This is a genomic window from Archangium sp. (genome assembly GCF_045802675.1).
Lineage (GTDB): Bacteria > Myxococcota > Myxococcia > Myxococcales > Myxococcaceae > Archangium.
Window position 1 is genome coordinate 1 of sequence record NZ_JBJMQO010000023.1, and the last position, 17,741, is coordinate 17,741.

Annotated in this window: 14 protein-coding genes and 1 pseudogene; 9 read left to right on the top strand and 6 right to left on the bottom strand. The window is 70.9% G+C overall.

The features are described 5' to 3' along the window. Positions 1-70: 70 nt before the first annotated feature. Positions 71-235, top strand: a pseudogene (locus tag ACJ8AN_RS06455) (helix-turn-helix domain-containing protein); the annotation flags it as partial. Positions 236-394: 159 nt separating this feature from the next. Here ACJ8AN_RS06455 and ACJ8AN_RS06460 read toward each other — a convergent pair. Then, positions 395-742: a hypothetical protein gene (locus ACJ8AN_RS06460; protein WP_407754358.1), complete on the bottom strand. Its 348-nt coding sequence runs from the start codon at positions 740-742 to the stop codon at positions 395-397. 243 nt (positions 743-985) lie between these two features. On the opposite strand from ACJ8AN_RS06460, the gene ACJ8AN_RS06465 reads away from it, so the two are divergent. Next, positions 986-2,953, top strand: a complete 1,968-nt coding sequence (locus ACJ8AN_RS06465; RefSeq protein ID WP_407754359.1) for an ATP-binding protein — start codon at positions 986-988, stop codon at positions 2,951-2,953. A gap of 38 nt (positions 2,954-2,991) precedes the next feature. Here ACJ8AN_RS06465 and ACJ8AN_RS06470 read toward each other — a convergent pair whose 3' ends face one another. Next, positions 2,992-3,417: a hypothetical protein gene (locus ACJ8AN_RS06470; protein ID WP_407754360.1), complete on the bottom strand. Its 426-nt coding sequence runs from the start codon at positions 3,415-3,417 to the stop codon at positions 2,992-2,994. A 180-nt stretch (positions 3,418-3,597) separates the two neighbouring features. Between ACJ8AN_RS06470 and ACJ8AN_RS06475 the strand changes: the two genes are divergently transcribed. The 3 genes from ACJ8AN_RS06475 to ACJ8AN_RS06485 all read left to right on the top strand — a co-directional run bounded on the left by ACJ8AN_RS06475 (position 3,598) and on the right by ACJ8AN_RS06485 (position 7,758). Then, positions 3,598-3,795, top strand: coding sequence for a hypothetical protein (locus ACJ8AN_RS06475; RefSeq protein WP_407754361.1), 198 nt, complete (start codon positions 3,598-3,600; stop codon positions 3,793-3,795). 230 nt (positions 3,796-4,025) lie between these two features. Continuing rightward, positions 4,026-5,681, top strand: coding sequence for an FAD-dependent oxidoreductase (locus tag ACJ8AN_RS06480; RefSeq protein WP_407754414.1), 1,656 nt, complete (start codon positions 4,026-4,028; stop codon positions 5,679-5,681). Between the two features lie 211 nt (positions 5,682-5,892). Beyond that, positions 5,893-7,758 carry a S8 family serine peptidase gene (locus ACJ8AN_RS06485; RefSeq protein ID WP_407754362.1) on the top strand — a complete coding sequence of 622 codons (1,866 nt, stop codon included), beginning with the start codon at positions 5,893-5,895 and terminating at the stop codon, positions 7,756-7,758. Positions 7,759-7,840: 82 nt separating this feature from the next. Here ACJ8AN_RS06485 and ACJ8AN_RS06490 read toward each other — a convergent pair whose 3' ends face one another. Then, the gene (locus ACJ8AN_RS06490; RefSeq protein WP_407754363.1) at positions 7,841-8,332 is read right to left on the bottom strand and encodes a zf-HC2 domain-containing protein; all 492 of its coding nucleotides are present in this window, start codon (positions 8,330-8,332) and stop codon (positions 7,841-7,843) included. Further along, positions 8,329-8,925 (bottom strand): RNA polymerase sigma factor, encoded by a 597-nt coding sequence (locus ACJ8AN_RS06495; protein ID WP_407754364.1) that lies wholly within the window; start codon positions 8,923-8,925, stop codon positions 8,329-8,331. Before ACJ8AN_RS06495 ends, ACJ8AN_RS06490 begins: the two co-directional genes overlap by 4 nt. Positions 8,926-9,137: 212 nt before the next feature. Between ACJ8AN_RS06495 and ACJ8AN_RS06500 the strand changes: the two genes are divergently transcribed. Both ACJ8AN_RS06500 and ACJ8AN_RS06505 read left to right on the top strand, forming a co-directional pair. Then, complete coding sequence (locus ACJ8AN_RS06500; protein ID WP_407754365.1) at positions 9,138-10,190, top strand: hypothetical protein; 1,053 nt, start codon at positions 9,138-9,140, stop codon at positions 10,188-10,190. A gap of 207 nt (positions 10,191-10,397) precedes the next feature. Then, positions 10,398-11,318: a hypothetical protein gene (locus tag ACJ8AN_RS06505; RefSeq protein WP_407754366.1), complete on the top strand. Its 921-nt coding sequence runs from the start codon at positions 10,398-10,400 to the stop codon at positions 11,316-11,318. 109 nt (positions 11,319-11,427) lie between these two features. Here ACJ8AN_RS06505 and ACJ8AN_RS06510 read toward each other — a convergent pair whose 3' ends face one another. Together ACJ8AN_RS06510 and dgt are read right to left on the bottom strand one after the other, a co-directional pair. Next, positions 11,428-13,296: a hypothetical protein gene (locus tag ACJ8AN_RS06510; RefSeq protein WP_407754367.1), complete on the bottom strand. Its 1,869-nt coding sequence runs from the start codon at positions 13,294-13,296 to the stop codon at positions 11,428-11,430. A gap of 278 nt (positions 13,297-13,574) precedes the next feature. After that, complete coding sequence (gene dgt, locus ACJ8AN_RS06515; RefSeq protein ID WP_407754368.1) at positions 13,575-14,993, bottom strand: dGTP triphosphohydrolase; 1,419 nt, start codon at positions 14,991-14,993, stop codon at positions 13,575-13,577. A 299-nt stretch (positions 14,994-15,292) separates the two neighbouring features. Here dgt and ACJ8AN_RS06520 point away from each other — a divergent pair, with 299 nt between their 5' ends. Both ACJ8AN_RS06520 and ACJ8AN_RS06525 read left to right on the top strand, forming a co-directional pair. Continuing rightward, the gene (locus ACJ8AN_RS06520) at positions 15,293-17,014 is read left to right on the top strand and encodes a lamin tail domain-containing protein (RefSeq protein ID WP_407754369.1); all 1,722 of its coding nucleotides are present in this window, start codon (positions 15,293-15,295) and stop codon (positions 17,012-17,014) included. Between the two features lie 213 nt (positions 17,015-17,227). Then, positions 17,228-17,695 (top strand): ester cyclase, encoded by a 468-nt coding sequence (locus ACJ8AN_RS06525; RefSeq protein WP_407754370.1) that lies wholly within the window; start codon positions 17,228-17,230, stop codon positions 17,693-17,695. The last annotated feature ends 46 nt before the right edge of the window (positions 17,696-17,741 follow it).

Consider the following 17,741-nt stretch of genomic DNA (forward strand, 5'->3'; position numbering starts at 1 on the left):
AGGGGCGATGACCCCTGAGCAGAGTAGCATCCGGCTGACCCCCAAGCAGCGGCTGGTACTACAGAGGGCCATGCGGCAGAGAGGCCAGGGGGGAGTGGCACTGCGGGCCAGCGTCGTCCTGCTGAGTGCGCAGGGGCAGAGTGCAGCCAGCATTGCAGCAACCCTGGGGCTGAGCGCGCGCACGGTGTACGAGTGTCGGCGACGGTGGCGGCAGCAGGGTCTGCGGGGGCTCTTCAGGGCCTCGGCGGCCCCGGTTCTCTTCGGCGGGTGGCACGTTCAGCACGGCTCTTTGACTCTAGAGGCTCGCCGCGCCCGCCGCACCGCCCCCCGCCCTCCCTCCTGGTCATTCCCCGACACCGCGTCCCCTCTCCCATCAGCCGGGCTTACGCTCCCCTCAGGACACCGCCCGCAGCCGCGGCCTCGGCGTCTCCGGCAGCTCCTCCCCACAGCTCCAACACAGCTCGAAGTTCCCCGGGTTCTCCTCCCGGCACCCCGGACACTCCACCGCCCTCTCCGCCTTCTCCCCGTCCGCTTCCAGCTCCGCCTGTAGCTCCCTCGCCCTCTCCACCTCCTCCTCCGGCAGCCACAGCTCCACCCACGTCTCCGTGATCGGTAGCTCCCCACTCAACGGCGCCAGGGCCTCTCCTCTCACCTCCACCGACAGCCCCGAGCCCATCAACAGCCCCGCCTGGAGCCTCGCCTCTCCCACCGTCCGGTGCACCGAGAACCGCACTCGCTTCATCCTCCCTCTGTAAACCTACCCCCTCCCGGCCCGCAACCCGGCCCCGGCCCCCTCCTCGCGCCGCTCCCTCCCTGGTTCGGCGCTCGACCCTGTGGCTAGAGTGTCCAGGTTCAGGGGGGTGGAGTGCTCGGTTTCGAACTCACACGGGAAGGGGATTCCTCGTCCCCCGTTCCATCGCGGCGGTCCTCCGTCTATCCGTGGCCGGAGCTCCTCTCCCCACTGTCTCCAGGTCCAGGGTCCCCCGTGACCTTCCTCCCCAGCACCTCCGGTCCGTACCGCACGCCCCCCTGGGCCCGCTACGGACTCGCCCTGCTGGCCACCGCCCTGGCCTTCTCCCTCCAGTGGCTCCTCTGGCGCTGGCTCGCCCCCTCTCCCTACTTCCTCTTCCTCGCCGCCATCATCCTCTCCGCCTGGCTGGGCGGACACGGCCCCGGGGCGCTCTCCATCACCGCCTCCCTCGTCCTCACCCGCTTCTTCTTCCGCGAGGACTTCCCCGCCGCCTCCGCCGACGCCCACCACTCCGTCACCCAGGCCCTCTTCACCGGCATCGCCGCCTTGATGATCCTCGTGGCCGCCCGCGTCCGCACCACCCTCCACGAGGCCGAGCTCGCCCGCGCCTCCGCCCAGGCCAATGGCCACGTGCTCGCCATCACCCTGCGCAGCATCGGCGACGCCGTCCTCACCACCGACGCCCACGGCCTCGTGCGCTTCATCAACCCCGTCGCCTCCTACTTCACCGGCTGGCGCGAAGCCGACGCCATCGGCCAGCCCCTCGAGCGCGTCCTGCGCCTCGTCGATCCCTCCACCCGCGAGCCCCTCGCTCCCAGCGTCCCCGCTCCCGACACCGAGCGGCCCGTCCAGCTCGGCCACCCGGCCCTCCTGCTCTCCAGGAACGGCACCGAGCTGCCCATCGAGCACACCGCCGCGCCCCTCTCCGATCCCCACGGCCAACGGCTCGGCTCCGTCATCGTCTTCCGCGACATCTCCGCCCGCTTCCGCGAGGACCACGAGCGCGCCCAGCTCCTCGCCCGCGAGCACGACGCCCACCTCGAGGCCGAGGCCCAGCGCGAACGGCTCGAGACCCTCTTCATGCAGGCCCCCGTCGCCATCTGCCTCACCCGCGGGCCCGACCACGTCGTCGAGCTCGTCAACCCGCTCGGGCATACCCTCGTCGGCGAGCGCCTCGCCCTCGGCCGCTCCGTCCGGGAGACGTTCTCCGGCTTGGACCCCAACCTCCTGCACCTGCTCGACGAGGTCTACCGCAAGGGCACCCCCATCGCCGGCCATGAGGTGCCTTTGCATGCCGACTTCTCCGGCACCGGCCAGGAAGAGGTGAAGTACTTCGACCTCACCTGGCAGCCCTGGCGCGGCGTCGATGGCGAGATTCTCGGCACCATGGGCCTGTGCGCCGAAGTGACTGAACAGGTGCTCGCCCGCCGTGAGGTGGAGGCGCTCGCCGCCGATCTGCAGAAGGCCCTGCAAATCCGCGACGACTTCCTCTCCGTCGCCTCCCACGAGCTCAAGACGCCCCTCACCTCGCTGCAACTGCAATTGCAGATTCTCTGGCGCTCGCTCCCCGCCACCGACGCCGACGGCCAGCCGCACCCGGCTCGCAAGCGCATCGAGGCCACCCGCCGCCCCGCCGAGCGCCTCCACCAGCTCGTCAACAACCTGCTCGATGTGTCGCGCATCCGCGCCGGCCGCCTCGCCCTCGAGCACGAGAGCGTCGACTTCGCCGCCCTCCTCCAGGACGTCGTCGCCCGCGCCGAGGCCGATGCCGCCGGCGCCGGCTGCACGCTCGTCCTCGAGGCGGGAGCGCCCGTCATCGGCCGGTGGGATCGGCTGCGGCTCGAGCAGGTCGTCACCAACCTGCTCTCCAACGCCATCAAGTACGGCGCCTCCCACCCCGTCGAGCTCTCCGTCGCCCAGGACGGCGACCTCGCCCGCCTCACCGTGCGCGACCACGGCATCGGCATCGCCCCCGAACACCAGGCCCGCATCTTCCAGCGCTTCGAGCGCGCCGTCTCCGAACGCCACTACGGCGGCTTCGGCCTCGGCTTGTGGATCTGCCGGCAGATCGTCGAGTCGCTCGGCGGCGACATCCGCGTCGAGAGCCTGCCCGGCCGGGGCGCCACCTTCACCGTGGCCCTTCCCCTCGAGCCTCCTCCCAGCGGCCGCTCCGACTCCGGCTCCGCACAGATGGTTGGCTGAGACGCTCGCGCGGCTCTTGGGCTCGCGCGGCTCCCGGGCTACTCCTCCTGACGCAGCTCGTGCGGCAACACCGCGTGCGCGTGTCTCGGCGCCCGCTCGTGCAACTCCTCCGTCAGCAGCTCGTCCAGCTCCTTCAACAGCTCGTCGTACGGCGTCCCGTCTCCGACGGCCGCCTGGCCCGCGTGCGCCGCGAGCCGCACCCGCGGCGTCTCCTCATCCTCGAACGCCAGGCTCACCGCCATCCCCCTCGGGCCCCCCGCCGCCGGCTCCAACGCCGCCGGCGCCGGCCGCCGCTCCGCTTCCTCCACCAGCGGCCCCAGGCGCTCGATTTCCTCCTCCGTCAGCTCCCGCTCCACCACCGTCTCGCCCTGCTCCAGCACCCGCAGGCGCCTCATCCCCTCCACCCGCACCGCCTGCGCCCCCGTGTTCGTTCTCCCGCTGCGCTCGTACATCACCGTCTTCACGCGCTACCTCCCGGTCCGGGCTCTCGTGGAGGTATGCATGCCCCCGCTTTCCCGCAGCACTCCCGGCTTCTTCCCGACACTGCCCCCTCCCCGCGGCCTCGCTGTCCCCCCAAGCGGCCCTCCCTACCTTCCTCCTCCCCGGGCATCCCGCCCGGTTGCTTCTCCTCCGGAGGTAGTTCCATGCCCACCAACCCCAACGACCAGCGCTCCGACGTCAAGAACCCCAACAACGACTCCTTCAAGCAGGACCGCGACAACCGCTCCAATCAGAAGAACCCCAACAACAGCGCCAACCCCTCTCGCCAGGCCGACAGTGGCTCCGGCTCGTCGTCCGGGGGCTCCATGCCCGGTTCTTCCCCCGGCCAGACCAAGAAGTAGCTGAGGTGTTCCCCGGGGTCCTCGAAGGGGTGGGGGCCTCGGGTGGGGACTCGAGTGTTCGGTGTGCTCCAACGGCCCGGGTCTCCACCGTCCCCCGCTTGACGCGCCGCGTTCGGTTCCTGCTGCCGTCCTCGTCACCCCCCATTACACTCCCCCCCGTGCGTCCTGAATCCGCCGCCCCTTCCGCCCCCGCTCCCGCCCGCCGCGGTGGCTCCGGCGCTGTCGCCCTGTTGCCTCCCTCTCCTCCCCAGCCTCCCGCCCTCCGCTCCGAGCGTCTGCTCGCTCTCTCCTCCCAGGAGTTCGACGTCCTCGTCATCGGCGGCGGCGTCACGGGCTCCGGCGTCGCCCGCGATGCCGCCCTCCGCGGCCTGCGCGTCGCCCTCATCGAGCGCGAGGACTTCGCCTCCGGCACCTCCAGCCGCTCCTCCCGCCTCATCCACGGCGGCGTGCGCTACCTCGAGCACGGCCACCTCGGCCTCGTCTTCGAGTCCAGCATCGAGCGCGCCCGTCTCCTCCGGCTCGCGCCCCACCTCGTGCGGCCCCTCTCCTTCGTCTGGCCCGTCTACCAGGGCGCCCGCATCCCCCGCTGGAAGCTCGCCGCCGGCCTCAAGCTCTATGACGCCCTCGCGCTCTTCCGGAATGTGAAGAGCTCGCGCGGCCTCAACGTCCGTGACGTTTCCCAGGCCGTCCCTGGCATCCGCACCGAGGGCCTCACCGGCGGCGCCCGCTACTACGACGCCGCCACCGACGACGCCCGCCTCACCCTCGCCAACGCCATTGGCGCCTCCGAGGCCGGTGCCGTCGTCCTCAACCACGCCTCCGTCCGGGGCCTCGTGCTCGAGGAGGGAAGGGCCCGCGGCGCCACCGTCGTCGACTCGCTCACCGGCCAGCGGCTCACCGTGCGCGCCCGCGTGCTCGTCAACGCCACCGGGCCCTGGAGCGATGAAATCCGCAAGCTCGACGCCAACGGCAACGTCCCCGCCGTGCGCGGCTCCAAGGGCGTCCACCTCTCCGTGCCCCGCGAGCGCCTGGCCACCGACACCGCCCTCACCCTCCTGTCCTCCGTCGACGGCCGGGTGATGTTCATCCTCCCCGCGGGCACCCACACCATCATCGGCACCACCGAGACGGCCACCCACGCCCACCCCACCGAGGTGCGCGCCAGCCTCTCCGACGTGGACTACCTGCTCGCCTCCGCCAACGCCTTCTTCCCCCAGGCCCAGCTCGTCCGCGAGGACGTCGTCAGCGCCTGGGCCGGCATCCGCCCCCTCGTCGCCAGCGGCTACGGCCACGGCGATGCCAACAGCGCCAGCCGCGAGCACGCCATCCACACCAGCCCCACCGGCGTGCTCACCATCTCCGGCGGCAAGCTCACCACCTTCCGCATCATGGCCCGCGACACCGTGGACGCCGTGGAGAAGGCGCTCGGCATCCCCCACCGCAAGTCGCCCACCGACGCGCTGCCCCTGCCCGGCGGGGACATTCCCTCCTTCGACGCCGAGCTCGCCGCCGCCCGCGCCGAGGTGGGCCGCGAGGACACCGCCGTCCACCTCGTGCGCGCCCAGGGCTCGCGCTGGCGCCGGGTGTGGGGCCTCACCCGTGAGCGCCCCGAGCTCGCCGAGCCGCTCGTCCCCGGCCTGCCCTACCTGCGCGCCGAGGCCGTCCACGGCGTCACCCACGAGCTCGTCCTCACCTTGTCCGACCTGCTCGTGCGCCGCCTCAAGGTGGCCTTCGAGACGCGCGACCTCGGCCGGGCCGCCGCCCGGGTGGCCGCCTCCGACATGGCCCCCTTGCTGGGTTGGAATTCCGACACCGTGGAGCGCCAGCTCGCCGACTACTCGCGCGACGTGGAGCGGCTCTTCGGCATCGACCCCGCCGAGCGTTGACCTTCCCCCGCATCCGTCCGCTGGACGTCCGCTGAGAACACGGTTGGCGGGAACACGCTCGCCCTCCCTACCGTCGAGCAAGCGGACGACCTACCGTGGTTCAATGGGAATGGGCCCTCCGGCCAGTCGTTGGCCCGGGTTCCTGTTCCGCCCCCCGGTACGTCACCGGCGGTGCATCCCCCACGGCTGTGGTGTGCAAGGAGACGTTCACATGAGGCGATTGGTGCTGTTGGGCCTGTTGGGGCTGGGCGCGACCGCGTGCAACATGGACCCGGTTCCGATCGACCCCGAGCCGCAGGAGCAGCCGCCCTGTCCGGAGCTCGTCGTCCAGGACCTCAGCCGCACCGGTGAGCGCACGCCCCAGGCCCTGGGCACGGCCTCCCCGGCGCTGAGCACCCCCCTTCCCACCACCGCCTCCTCCGACGGCGGCGAGCGGGTGCTGGTGCGCTTCCGCAAGCAGAGCGGCGTGCACTCCGCGGCCCTGTCGCGCTCGCGCGAGGACAAGGTGCGCAAGCTGGGCGCGCAGCTGAAGTACCACTGGCCCGCGCTCGACACCCTGGCCCTCACCGTCACCCCCGAGGAGAAGGCCCGCCTCGCGAAGGATCCCGAGGTGCTCTCCATCTCCGAGGACCGCAAGGTGCACGCGCTCGGCCTGACGCCGGGGAGCCTGGTGCCCGCGCTGCTCGCCGCGCCCGCCATCTCCGGCAGCACCACGGAGTACACCTGGGGCGTGCGCGCCACGCAGGCCAACCTGGTCTGGGACGCCAACAACGACGGCGTGCTCGACACCGGAGCGCCCACGGGCGAGGGCATCACCGTGTGCGTCATCGACAGCGGCATCGACCCGCAGCACCCCGAGCTCAAGCCGGCGTACGCCGGGGGCAAGGACTTCGTCGACGGCGACGACATCCCCGAGGACAAGGACGCCACGGGCGCGTGGGGCGGCGGCCATGGCACCCACGTGGCGGGCACCATCGCGGCGCAGCTGGGCCTGGCCGGCCAGGTCAACCCCAATGACTCCTCGCTGAGCCCCTACGGCGTGGTGGGCGTGGCCCCCGGCGTCAAGCTGCTCGCGGCGCGCGTGCTCGACGAGAACGGCGATGGGCGCACCTCGGACGTCATCGCGGCGCTCAACTGGTGCGTGACGCAGAAGGCGAACATCGCCTCGCTCTCGCTGGGCTCGCCCTCGCGCGACGACGCGGAGGAGGCGGCGTTCCAGGCGGCCTATGACGCGGGCATGCTCACCTTCGCGGCCAGCGGCAACAGCGGGGATATCGCCACCCCCGAGTCCAGAATCTACCCGGCCGCCTACCCGAGCGTCGTCGCGGTGGGCGCCACGGACGCAGACAACAAGCACCCCAAGTTCTCCCAGGGCGGCCCGCACCTGAGCCTCGTGGCCCCCGGCGTGAACGTGTACTCGTCCTTCCCCCGGGGCCGCTCGCCCTACGCGGACCTGAGGGCCGGTAGCTCCTTCTTCGTCTCGGCCGCCCTGGACTTCGTGCCCTACGAGGAGTTCGAGGGACAGCTCGTCGACTGCGGCCTGGGCGACAGCATGCACTCGTGCTCGACCTCGAGCTGCACGGATGGCTTCGTGGCGTACGTGGACCGCGGCACCATCAAGTTCGGCGACAAGGTGCGCAACGTGCGCGCCCAGGGCGCTCGCGCCGTCATCATCGGCAACAACGACCCCGAGGATGACAAGGCGCTGGGCTTCACGCTGGGCAGCGCCGCCACCTGGCCGCCCGTGACGGCCATCCCCACCACCAGCGTGGGGGACATCAAGGCGCAGCTGGGCAAGCCGGTGAAGGTGGGCATCCACGGCAGCGACTACGCCTACAGCTCCGGCACCTCCATGGCCACGCCCCACGCCTCCGCCGTGGCCGCGCTGGTGTGGAGCGCCAACCGCAAGCTCACCAACGCGCAGGTGCGCGAGATTCTGGAGACCACCGCGATGGACCTGCAGGACGGCGACTTCCCGGACTCCGGCCCGGGCTATGACATCGTCTTCGGCCACGGCCTGGTGCAGGCCAAGGCGGCCGTGGACAAGGCGCGCAGCTCCGCCTATCCGCAGCCGTAAGCGGCCCCGGCCACCGCGAGCGCTCCCGTCCCGCACGGGAGCGCTCCGGGTCGAGCGCCTTCCGGATTTCCCGAAGCATTTCTCAGCGCAGCGGCCGCGCGGGCGACGCCAGCAGGCACGCGCCGAAGCTCGCCTCGACCCGCGCCACCTCCTCGACGCTCGGGTCCATGCACGCGGGCACCGTCGCCACCGACACGAGCCCGTCCGCCCACGGATCCTCGGAGGAGAGCGACTCGAGGGACGTGGGGCCCACCCGCGGCACCAGGCTCAGCACCACGAAGGCCACCGCGACCGCCGCCCCCAGGGCCATCCGCCCCGCATGCTCCCAGTGGGCCCTCCGGGGCACGGACGCCGGACGCAGCCGGGCCTCCAGCGCTCCGAAGCTCAGCGCCGGACGCGACGGCGTGCGACGGGCCCGCTGCGCCATCCACCCGCGCTCCAGCCGCAGCCACGCCAGCGTCTTCGCGCACGTGCCACACGCGGCGGCATGGGCGCCCACCCGCGCGGCCTCCTCCGCGGAGAGCTCTCCGGCCAGCAGCGCGTCCAACTCCGATTCGCGGCAGGGGGTGCTCATCGAGTGCCTCCGTTTCCGACGTGCCCGGCGAGCCGCTCGCGCAACTGCAGCCGCGCCCGGTGGATTTCGTTCTTCACCTTGGGAAGGGACCAGCCCATCACCTGGGCGATGTCCTCGTACGCCAGCCCATGGTCGATGCGCAGCAGCAGCGCCGCCCGCCGCTCCTCGCGCAGCTCCCCGAGCGCCTCCGCCAACAGCCCCTCCAGCTCCCGGTCCAACAACAGGTCCTCCGGCGTGGGCGAGGGCAGCGCCGACTCCAGCAGGGCCTCGTTCTCCTCGGAGGCGAGGTCCAGGTGCGTGCCACGCGTGCGGCGCGACTCGAGCCAGACGTGGCGGGCAATCCCCAGCAGCCACGAGGCCAGACGCGCCTCGTCGCGCAGCGCCCCGAGCCGCCCATGCGCCCGCACGAAGGTCTCCTGGGTGGCCTCGTCCGCGGCGGCCTCGTCCCGGAAGAGGTCGCGCAGGAAGCGCCACACGGCGGGCGAGTGCTGCTCGAAGAGCGAGCGGAAGGCGGCGGGGTCTCCCTTGCGGGCGCGTGCCAGCAGCCGGCGCTCGGCGTCCCGTTCCGGGGACGCGTCGCCGACGAGGGTCATTCTGACCGCGAAGAGGTGGGCCACGCGCCGTGGTGACATGGAGCCGCCGGGAGTTTCACCGCTTGTTCTCTTTCATGCTGGCAGGGCGCGTCAAATCCGGGCCGCCCGCCCGGAGGGCCGCCGAGGAGGTAGGGGGCGCCCGGGGCCGGGTGTGTCCCTTCACGAACAATTCCCACCTTTGCGCCACGGGAGTGCACGACAGGAGGACTGCAATGCGGAGAGCCATCTGGATGGCGCTGGCCTTCATGGGGACTGCCCCGCTGGTGGCCCTGGCGCAGCAGAACGCGGGGGGCCAGCAAACCGGGACGGGCCTCGCGCCGCCCGCGGCGAGCCCCTCGGGGACGGCGAGCGTGCAGCGGGGGCAGGACACGGCGGGGACGGACGTGCCAGGGGCCCCGGGCCAGCAATCGGCGGGGAGCCTCGGCACGGCCACGGGCGAGCCCGCCACGGGCGGCTCGGGCACCGCGGGCACGGGGACGCAGGGCGGTACGGCGACCCAGAGCACGGGCAACCCGGTGGGCCTGGACAGCGTGCCCCTGCAGCGCACCGGGCCCCAGGGAGAGCAGGGGCTGACCGGGAGCGGAACCGGCACGGGCGGCGGCGGTGTGGCGGGCTCGGGGCCCACGTATCAGGGAACCAGCCAGGAGGAGCCGCCCTCGGCGACGCCTCCGTTGGACGTGGGGACCCGGGTCGGACCCGAGCCGGATGAGCGCGCGGGAACGGCGGGCACGGGCACGGCGGCACAGGCTCCGATGCCCAAGGGTCCCGAGGCGATGCGGCGCGAAGTGCTCAACCTGCGCCAGCGCGTGAGCCGTCTGGAGAACGAGCTGGAGGCGCTGCGCGGAACGGGCGGCGGCGGCACGGCCGGGACGGGGGACACGGGCACCACGGGCACTACCGGCACGTCGAATGTGCAGGTCCAGGGCCCCGTCACGCTGGCCATCACCACGTTCGACGGCCGGGTGGTCGACGTCAAGAGCCGGCACATCGACATCGTGGACACGTCGGATGGGAGCTTCTACCGGCTCTCGCTCAATGACCAGACGAAGGCCTTCGTGGGGCCACGGCTCAACCGCATCCCCGTGCAGCGGCTCTCCGAGGGAATGCCGGTGCGCACCTCGTTCGCGTTCACCTCCACGGGCGAGCAGCGGGCGCTCAACATCGTCGCGCAGCCCCAGCGGCCGCGGCAGGGGCAGCCGAGCCAGGAGCGGACGGGGCCAGGGCAACAGGGAGCGGTGCCGGTGCCACCTGGCCCCTCGCGGTGAGCTTCAGTCGAGCTCGACGAGCTCCAGCGGACTGTGGAGAAGGGGCTGTGGCATCCCCCCGGGAGGGCGGAGAGCCCGGAGCCTCCTTGGTGGCCCGGAGAGCGGACGGAGAGCCGCCCTGTATGTCCCCACGTCCCCGGCGCCCGTGCCGGTTGCTCGTGGGCGTTCGCCGCCCAACGTTGTACCGGAAGAAGGGAGCGCGGCCCAATGCGGAAGCCGAACTGGCTGGATCTCGGAATCGCGGTGCTCGGCCTGTTCCTCGTGTGCGGTGCCGCGCAAGGAATGGCGCAGACGGCGCAGTACGGGGGCACCTCCGGGGGCACGGGGACGCCAGCTCCCTCCCCGGAGGACTCCTCGGTGGGCGACGTCACGCAGGACTCCCGCATCACGGGGACGTCGGATGGGATGGGCTCGAGCTCGGGGCTGGTGACCGACGACACGCCGCAGGAGACGGGCACGGGCGGCGCGGGGACGGCGGGGCAGGCGGCCGGCGGGCCGGAAACGGCGGGGGAGACGGAGCAGGGGCCGGACACGGAGACGGACTCGCAGCCGGCGTCGGTGGACGGGGCCCAGCAGCGGTTGCAGGTGGCCCGGTTGCGTACGGAGGTCGCGCGGCTGGAGCAGCAACTCGCGCAGATGCGGGCGCAGCTCTCCGCGGCGGAGTCCGGCGTGGGCGGCAGTGGCGTGGGCGGAAGCGGCTCCGCGGGCCTGGGTGACGCCAACGCCGAGGCTCCCCCCGGAGCGGCCAGGGGTATCGGGGACACGTCGGCCGAGGGCGTGGGAGGTGGCGGCGGCACGGGCACGAGTTCGGGCAGGGGCACGAGCTCGGGCAGCACCGCGAGCCGGGCCCCGGACAACCGGCCGGACACGAGCAACCAGGGTTATGCCGAGGCGGTCGTCATCTACACGGGCCGCATCCGCTCGGTGACCGCGCAGCGGCTGGTGCTCGAGGACAGCGGCCTCCTCAACACGATGCCGGTGGCGTCCAACGTGCGCGTCCTCAATGGCGGCAAGCAGGTGTCGCTGCAGAGCCTGCGCGACGGCACGTCCGTGCGTGTCTCCGCGGACATGTACGCCAAGGGCAACCCGGTGACGGAAATCCAGGTGCTGCCGCCCACCGCGCGCTGAGCGGGCCCCGATAAAGACAGACGCCCAAGACAGACGCCCAAGACAAACGCCCCCTCCCGGGAATCAGGAGGGGGCGGAGTGCTTCACCGCTTGGAGCGTGCGTCAGCGCTCACGGGCAGAGGAAGCGCACCTGGTAGTCGAGGCAGGAGCCATCGGACTGCTGCGAGTTGATGCAGACGCCGCCCGTGGGGAGCGAGCAGCTGTAGACCTCGCCCGAGCTGCTGGAGCTCACGCCGCTGGTGGTCTGGCACTCGATGGCGACGGGGTTGGCGCAGACCGGGTAGCCCTCGTTGAGGAAGTCGGAGAGCGTCTCGTAGTCCCCCACGCCGCCCGGCGCGTCGCGGTTGAGCCACGACGTCCAGGTGGGGACGGTGACGTTGACGGTGCGCGACTGGGTGGCGTTGAGCTGGCGGCCGTGCGAGTCGCTCAGCGCGGTGAGCGACACCGTCTTCGGGCCCGTGGTGCTCCAGCTCTTGCTCTTGGGCGTGAGGGTGGCGGGGAGGGCGCTGAAGCCGGTGGAGGTGCTGTCACCCCAGGCGAGCTGGTAGCTCATGGTGTCGCCGTAGGGCCAGCAGGTGCGCATCCGCGAGTTGTAGGTGGCCGGGTAGTTCACCGCGGCGCTGCCGGGGCCCGTCAGCATGGGGCTCAGGGCGCTCGAGCGGGCCAGGTCCCAGAACTTGATGTGCTTGCGCGAGGTGCTCCACAGGTTGTTCCACTGGGTGGGGCTGCCACCGAAGGCCGCCGCCTGCGCGGTGATGAAGAGCTGCCAGTCGAGGTCGAACGTCAGCGCGCCCACCGTCTCGTTGATGCCGTTGCCGTCCGCGTCACCGCAGGTGTTGCCGTAGTAGCCCCACAGGTCCCCGTACAGGTACGGCCGCACGCCCACCTGCGCGTAGGCGAGCCACTCGCTGTAGAGGTAGGCGCGCACCGCGACCTGCGCCCACACCGTCGGGTAGATGCGGCCCGAGATGCTGCTCGTCACCGGCTGCGGCGAGTTGAAGCCGCTCAGGTTGTAGCTGGACCAGCCGCTGCAACTGCTGAGCGTGCAGGTGTAGTCGAAGGCGCCCGTGGCATCCTGGGTGCCATTGTACTGGACCGTGCCGGTGACGGTCGCGTTCAAGCCCAGGCCCAGGTTGATGGGCAGGTTGAAGCCGATGTGCACCGGAATGGGGCCGATGAAGAAGTTCAGCGAGCCCAGGTACGGCTTGGCGAGCTGGGTGCTCCAGTTGAAGGCGTAGCTGACGGAGCCGTTCACCGTGGCGCCGTAGCCCACCGTCGCGTTGCCCCAGGCGCGCGCGTGGCCGAACTTCACCGAGTAGGGAATGCACACCCAGAAAATCTTGTGGCGCTTGAGCCGCAGCTCCACCTCACCGGTGGCGCTGCCCGTGATGTTGCCCGTCGTGCTCAGCGAGCCCGAGAAGCCCGCGCCGAAGTTGGTGGACGACGAGATGGGCGCGTTGAGGTTGAAGCCCTTGCTCTTGCTGATGACATGGTCCGAGCACGAGCCGAACGGGCCCGCCTTCTGCATTCCCGTCTCCTCGTCGAGCGGCTCGGCGATGGCCTTCAGCGCCTCGGTGAGCTCGCCCTTCTCCTCGGAGATGCGGATTTCGTCGGCGATGAACCTGTCGATGATGAAGACCGAGTCGCCCTCGGTGGCGGCGGCGTCCGCGGCCAGCTCCTCCTGGAGGCTGGGCACCACCGGCAGCTTGTAGGCCGAGTCCTTGCCGCCCTTCAGGGTGTAGACGTCCTGGGAGTAGTAATCCCCCTTGTCGTCCAGCGCGTAGCCGCTGATGTTCTTGAGCTGCCAGCCCTCGCCCTCCTCGAGCACCTTCTCCGCGTAGACCTTCTCCTCGGGAATGGGCTCCTCGTCCTGCGCGAGCGCGCTGCCTCCCGCGAGGAGCGTCAGGCCCACCAGACACCGGGCAAAAGTCTTCCATCCACGGCTCGCGGCCGTGGCTCCAGAGAATCGTCGCATCATGGGTTTCTCCCCTCGGAACAGACAGGCGCCCCCGTCCCCCTGGACGGAAGAGTCACGGACCGCGGGTGGCCGCGTCCGGCGAGCGCGAGGAATGATGTCTCACAAATTTCTGTCTGCTTCAAGAGTTCCGGAGAATTCCTGAATTGTTGCTTCCGAGGCAACAGGTGTATCCCGGTGACGGTTGTCTCGGGAGCAACGTTGCCTCTCGGGCTACAGGGGAGAGGGGGAGTTTCTCGGGAGGAGAGAATCCCTCTCGTGTCTGGGATTGGAGCGCTTTCTCAATCCGGCAGCTTGATGCCCGAGAGCCGCTGGTACAGCTCCACCGCGAAGCCGTCCGTCATCCCCGACACGTAGTCCGTCACGCACAACAGCCGCTCGTAGGGCCTCAGCCGGAGGATGGCCTCGTCCCGGTCCTCCAGGTAGGGCCCTGGCCTCTGGAAGAACTCCAGCGGCAGCAGCTGCCGCAGCTTCTTCTGCTCGCGGTTGGGTGTGTCCGCCAGCACCGCCGGCGCGAACATGTCCAACAGTCCGCCCAGCGTCCGGAAGCCCGCGGCCTCGATTTGCAGCACCCGCTCGCTCTCGTAGCCCTTCTTGCGCGTGAGCTCGGTGATGTTTTTCACCTTCCGGTGCGCGTCCGGCCGCACCGACACCAGCGGTGCCTCGAAGCGGCCCTCCTCCATGTCCGCCACGTGCTCCTCGAACGCCGCCACGCACTCCTGGATGAGTGCGAAGACGGCTCCCGCGCGCGCGCGCCCCAGCCGCGACTCCCAATCCACCTTGTCCTTCAAGGGCTGGAAGCCGCGCTGCAGCGCGGCCACGTCCTCCAGCAGCGTGCAGGCCTCCTCCATCGGGATGAGGCCCAGCTTCGCCGAGTCCTCCAGGTCGATCAGCGCGTAGCAGATGTCATCCGCCGCCTCGACGAGGAAGGCCAGCGGGTGACGGCTGAACACGTCCGGCTCGCGCTGCTTCAACCCCAGCGTGCGGAACACCTCGCGCGCCAGCTGGGCGTCCTCCTGGAAGAACCCGAACTTCTTCTCCGAGACAGGCCCTCCCTTCTTGCGCTCGCGCCGGTTCGGCAGCACCGCGGGGCACGGGTACTTGCTCATCGCCCCCACGGTCGCCACGGTGTAGCGCAACCCGCCGTCCCGGTTGCGCGCCTGCAGCCGCGTGAGGATGCGGAAGCCCTGGGCGTTGCCCTCGAAGCCCGCCAGGTCCCTCCACTCCGCTTCCGTGGCGAACGGGTGGCGCGCACTCGTCTCCTCCACCGGCTCGAAGCCCGGGAAGTGCTTCTCCACCCAGTGCTGGATGGCGGCCTCTCCCGAATGCCCGAAGGGCGGGTTGCCGATGTCGTGCGCCAGGCACGCCGCCGCCACGATGGTGCCCAGGTGCGGCGGTTCCACCCTCACGTCCTGCGCCCTCAGGCTCCGCCCCGCGAGCTGACCCAGCGAGCGCCCCACGCTCGAGGCCTCGATGCTGTGCGTGAGCCGCGTGCGCGTGTAGTCGCTCGTCGACAGCGGGAAGACCTGCGTCTTGTCGTGCAGGCTGCGGAAGGCGCTCGAGAAGACGATGCGGTCGTAGTCGATGTCGTACGCCGTCCGCTCGTCCCGCGTCTGCGGCAGGGGCGGCCGGTCCTTCTTGTCTCCCACGCGGTGCGGGGAGAGAAGCTGATGCCACCGTTCGGTTCGTTGGGTGCTCACGGATGCCTCGCGTGCTGGGCGGTGGAGGGACACGCCATGGTGCGGCCGGAGCACCCCGGGGCAAGTTTCCCGGCGGCCCGGTGGCGGCCCTCGCGAGGGGACAGAATGCCTCACGCCTCCCACGCCACACGGGCGGTGACGCCCCAGCACGCGCAGTGGCCCCCGGACCCCCTGACTCGCGAATCGAGCACGCCTTCGTGCCGCTTCCGTGAAACCGTACGGTTTGTTTGAGTGTTTATTGAAATCCGAGAAAGTAGGTGCTTCCCTGGCTGCTCCCCCCCCATGCCGAGGAGGCATCCATGAAGTCCCTGTTCCGTTCCCTCCTGTTCGCCCTGCCCGCGCTCGGGCTGATGGCGCCCGTCCAGGCGTATGCCCAGTCGAAGGTGCTCTTCGAGGCCATGCACGCGCAGACCGCGGGCAACGCGGACTGGGTGTTGGACGAGGACTCGTGCGGCACCGCGCAGCGCTTCCCCACGCCCGCGCAGAGCGGCATCACCGCCTCCACCCCCGAGACGTACTGGGGCGGCGCCTTCTCCTCCTTCGGCGTGGCCCTGGTGAAGAAGGGCTTCTCGGTGGAGAGCCTGCCCACCGGCAGCCGCATCACCTACGGTGACACCACCAACGCGCAGGACCTGAAGAACTACAAGGTCTTCATCATCGCCGAGCCCAACACCCGCTTCACCACCGCCGAGCGCACGGCCATCCAGGGCTTCGTGAAGGGCGGCGGCGGCCTGTTCCTCATCTCCGACCACTGGAACTCGGACCGCAACAACGACACCTGGGACTCGCCCGAAATCATGAACGACCTGATGGTGGGCGTCTCCTGGGGCGTCCACTACCAGGTGAGCCCCGAGGCGGACAACTGGTTCGACGACGCCCCGGACTCGAAGTTCACCACGGACACCACCTCGCCCATCGTCTACACGGGCCCCTATGGCACGCCCACGGCGGGCAAGGGCCTGGGCCTGTTCGGCGCCACGTCGCTGACGCTCAACCCCACGGCCAACCCCAACGCGAAGGGCCACGTGTGGATGACCACCGGCACCGTGGGTGCCAACACCCGGGTGACGTTCGCCACCTCCACCGATGGCACGGGGCGCATCGCCTTCATCGGTGACTCCTCGCCCGCCGAGGACGCCACCAACGGCTGCGGCCACACCACCTACAACGGCTGGAACGAGACGCTGTACGACAACGCGCTCATCCACCTCAACGCCGTGGCGTGGCTGGCGGGCGCGGGCGGCGGCACCTCCGATACCACCGCCCCCACCGCTCCGAGCAGCCTGAGCGCCAGCGCGGCCTCGAGCAGTCAAATCAACCTGTCGTGGACGGCCTCCACCGACAACGTGGGCGTGGCCAGCTACAACGTGTACCGCAGCACCGACAACGCCACCTTCGGCGCCGTGGCGAGCATCAGCGGCACCAGCCACTCGGACACGGGCCTCGCGGCGAGCACCACGTACTACTACCGCGTGACGGCCGATGACGCGGCCAACAACGAGTCCGCCAACAGCAACACCGCCTCGGCCACCACGTCGGCCGGCGGCACCCCGGCCAACGTCATCATCAACGAGATTCTCGCCAACGAGCCCGGCTCGGACACCACCAAGGAGTTCGTCGAGCTGGTGAACGTGGGCGGCACCTCGATGGATCTCAGTGGCTGGAGCCTGTGGGACTCGGCGGCCAAGGTGCACACGTTCGCCACGGGCACCACGCTGGCGGCGGGCAAGGCCATCGTCGTGTTCGGCTCGTCGGCGGGCATCCCCGCGGGGCTCACCAACGCGGTGGGCTCCTCCACGGGCGCGCTCAACCTGGGCAACAGCGGCGACACCGTCACCGTGAAGAACGCGGGCAGCACCACGGTGAACACGTACACCTATACGAGCACCCTGTCCGGCACCGACGGCGTGTCCATGAACCGCAGCCCGGACACGAGCGCCACCGGCTCCTTCGTGCTGCACACGTCCGTCTCGACGCTGGGCTCGTCGCCGGGCACGCGCGCCAGCGGCTCGGCGTTCTGAGCCCTTCCGCGCACGGGAGCTCCTGAAGTGGATGAACGGGCCGCGCTTCCCCCGAGGAGGCGCGGCCTTTTCCTTTCACGCGGTGGCCCCGTGCCGCGCCGCTCGCGCGCTCGTGTTCCGGGGCGGCGGGCTGGCGCGAGCCCCCAGGCCTTCGTTCCTATCTTTGCCAATGGGGGGCGGCTCGGGAGGGGGCTGGCCCCGAGGAGGAATGCCATGGCCAACCTCAAGCATGCAGCCCGGCTCATCATCGAGGAGGTCTACGGCCAGGGGAGGGTGGAGGTGCTCGATGCGCTGTGCCATCCCGCCTACGTGAGCCATGATCCGCTGGTGGGCGACGCGGACCTCGCGGGCGTGAAGGCATACGTGCGGCTGCTGCGCGCCTGCTTCCCCAACCTGGAGCCGCGAATCCTCGGTCTCTACGTCGATGGGGACACGGCCATCGCCTGGTGGCGCTTGCAGGGGAATCTCTTGCGGCGGCTGCTGGACGTGGAGCCGCACGGCCAGCACATCACCCTGGAGGGAATGACCCTCTTCCAGTTCGAGGACGGGAAGCTCATCGAGGACTCGAGCCACTGGGACACGTTCGGCTACCTGCGGCAGCTCGGCGTGGTCCGGCCCCTGGAGGAGCCCACGGCCCGCGGCTCCGGCGCGAGCGATATGCCCGAGACCTCCCAGTCCTGAGTGGCGTCGGCAGCAACCTTCGAATGGGGCGCTGCCTCGCTGCCCT

Excerpts from the sequence above, each read along its gene's own strand:
- ACJ8AN_RS06460 (WP_407754358.1), bottom strand. The coding sequence starts at position 742 with ATGAAGCGAGTGCGGTTCTCGGTGCACCGGACGGTGGGAGAGGCGAGG.
- ACJ8AN_RS06475 (WP_407754361.1), top strand. The coding sequence starts at position 3,598 with ATGCCCACCAACCCCAACGACCAGCGCTCCGACGTCAAGAACCCCAAC.
- ACJ8AN_RS06485 (WP_407754362.1), top strand. The coding sequence starts at position 5,893 with ATGAGGCGATTGGTGCTGTTGGGCCTGTTGGGGCTGGGCGCGACCGCG.
- ACJ8AN_RS06490 (WP_407754363.1), bottom strand. The coding sequence starts at position 8,332 with ATGAGCACCCCCTGCCGCGAATCGGAGTTGGACGCGCTGCTGGCCGGA.
- ACJ8AN_RS06495 (WP_407754364.1), bottom strand. The coding sequence starts at position 8,925 with ATGACCCTCGTCGGCGACGCGTCCCCGGAACGGGACGCCGAGCGCCGG.
- ACJ8AN_RS06500 (WP_407754365.1), top strand. The coding sequence starts at position 9,138 with ATGCGGAGAGCCATCTGGATGGCGCTGGCCTTCATGGGGACTGCCCCG.
- ACJ8AN_RS06505 (WP_407754366.1), top strand. The coding sequence starts at position 10,398 with ATGCGGAAGCCGAACTGGCTGGATCTCGGAATCGCGGTGCTCGGCCTG.
- ACJ8AN_RS06510 (WP_407754367.1), bottom strand. The coding sequence starts at position 13,296 with ATGATGCGACGATTCTCTGGAGCCACGGCCGCGAGCCGTGGATGGAAG.
- ACJ8AN_RS06520 (WP_407754369.1), top strand. The coding sequence starts at position 15,293 with ATGAAGTCCCTGTTCCGTTCCCTCCTGTTCGCCCTGCCCGCGCTCGGG.
- ACJ8AN_RS06525 (WP_407754370.1), top strand. The coding sequence starts at position 17,228 with ATGGCCAACCTCAAGCATGCAGCCCGGCTCATCATCGAGGAGGTCTAC.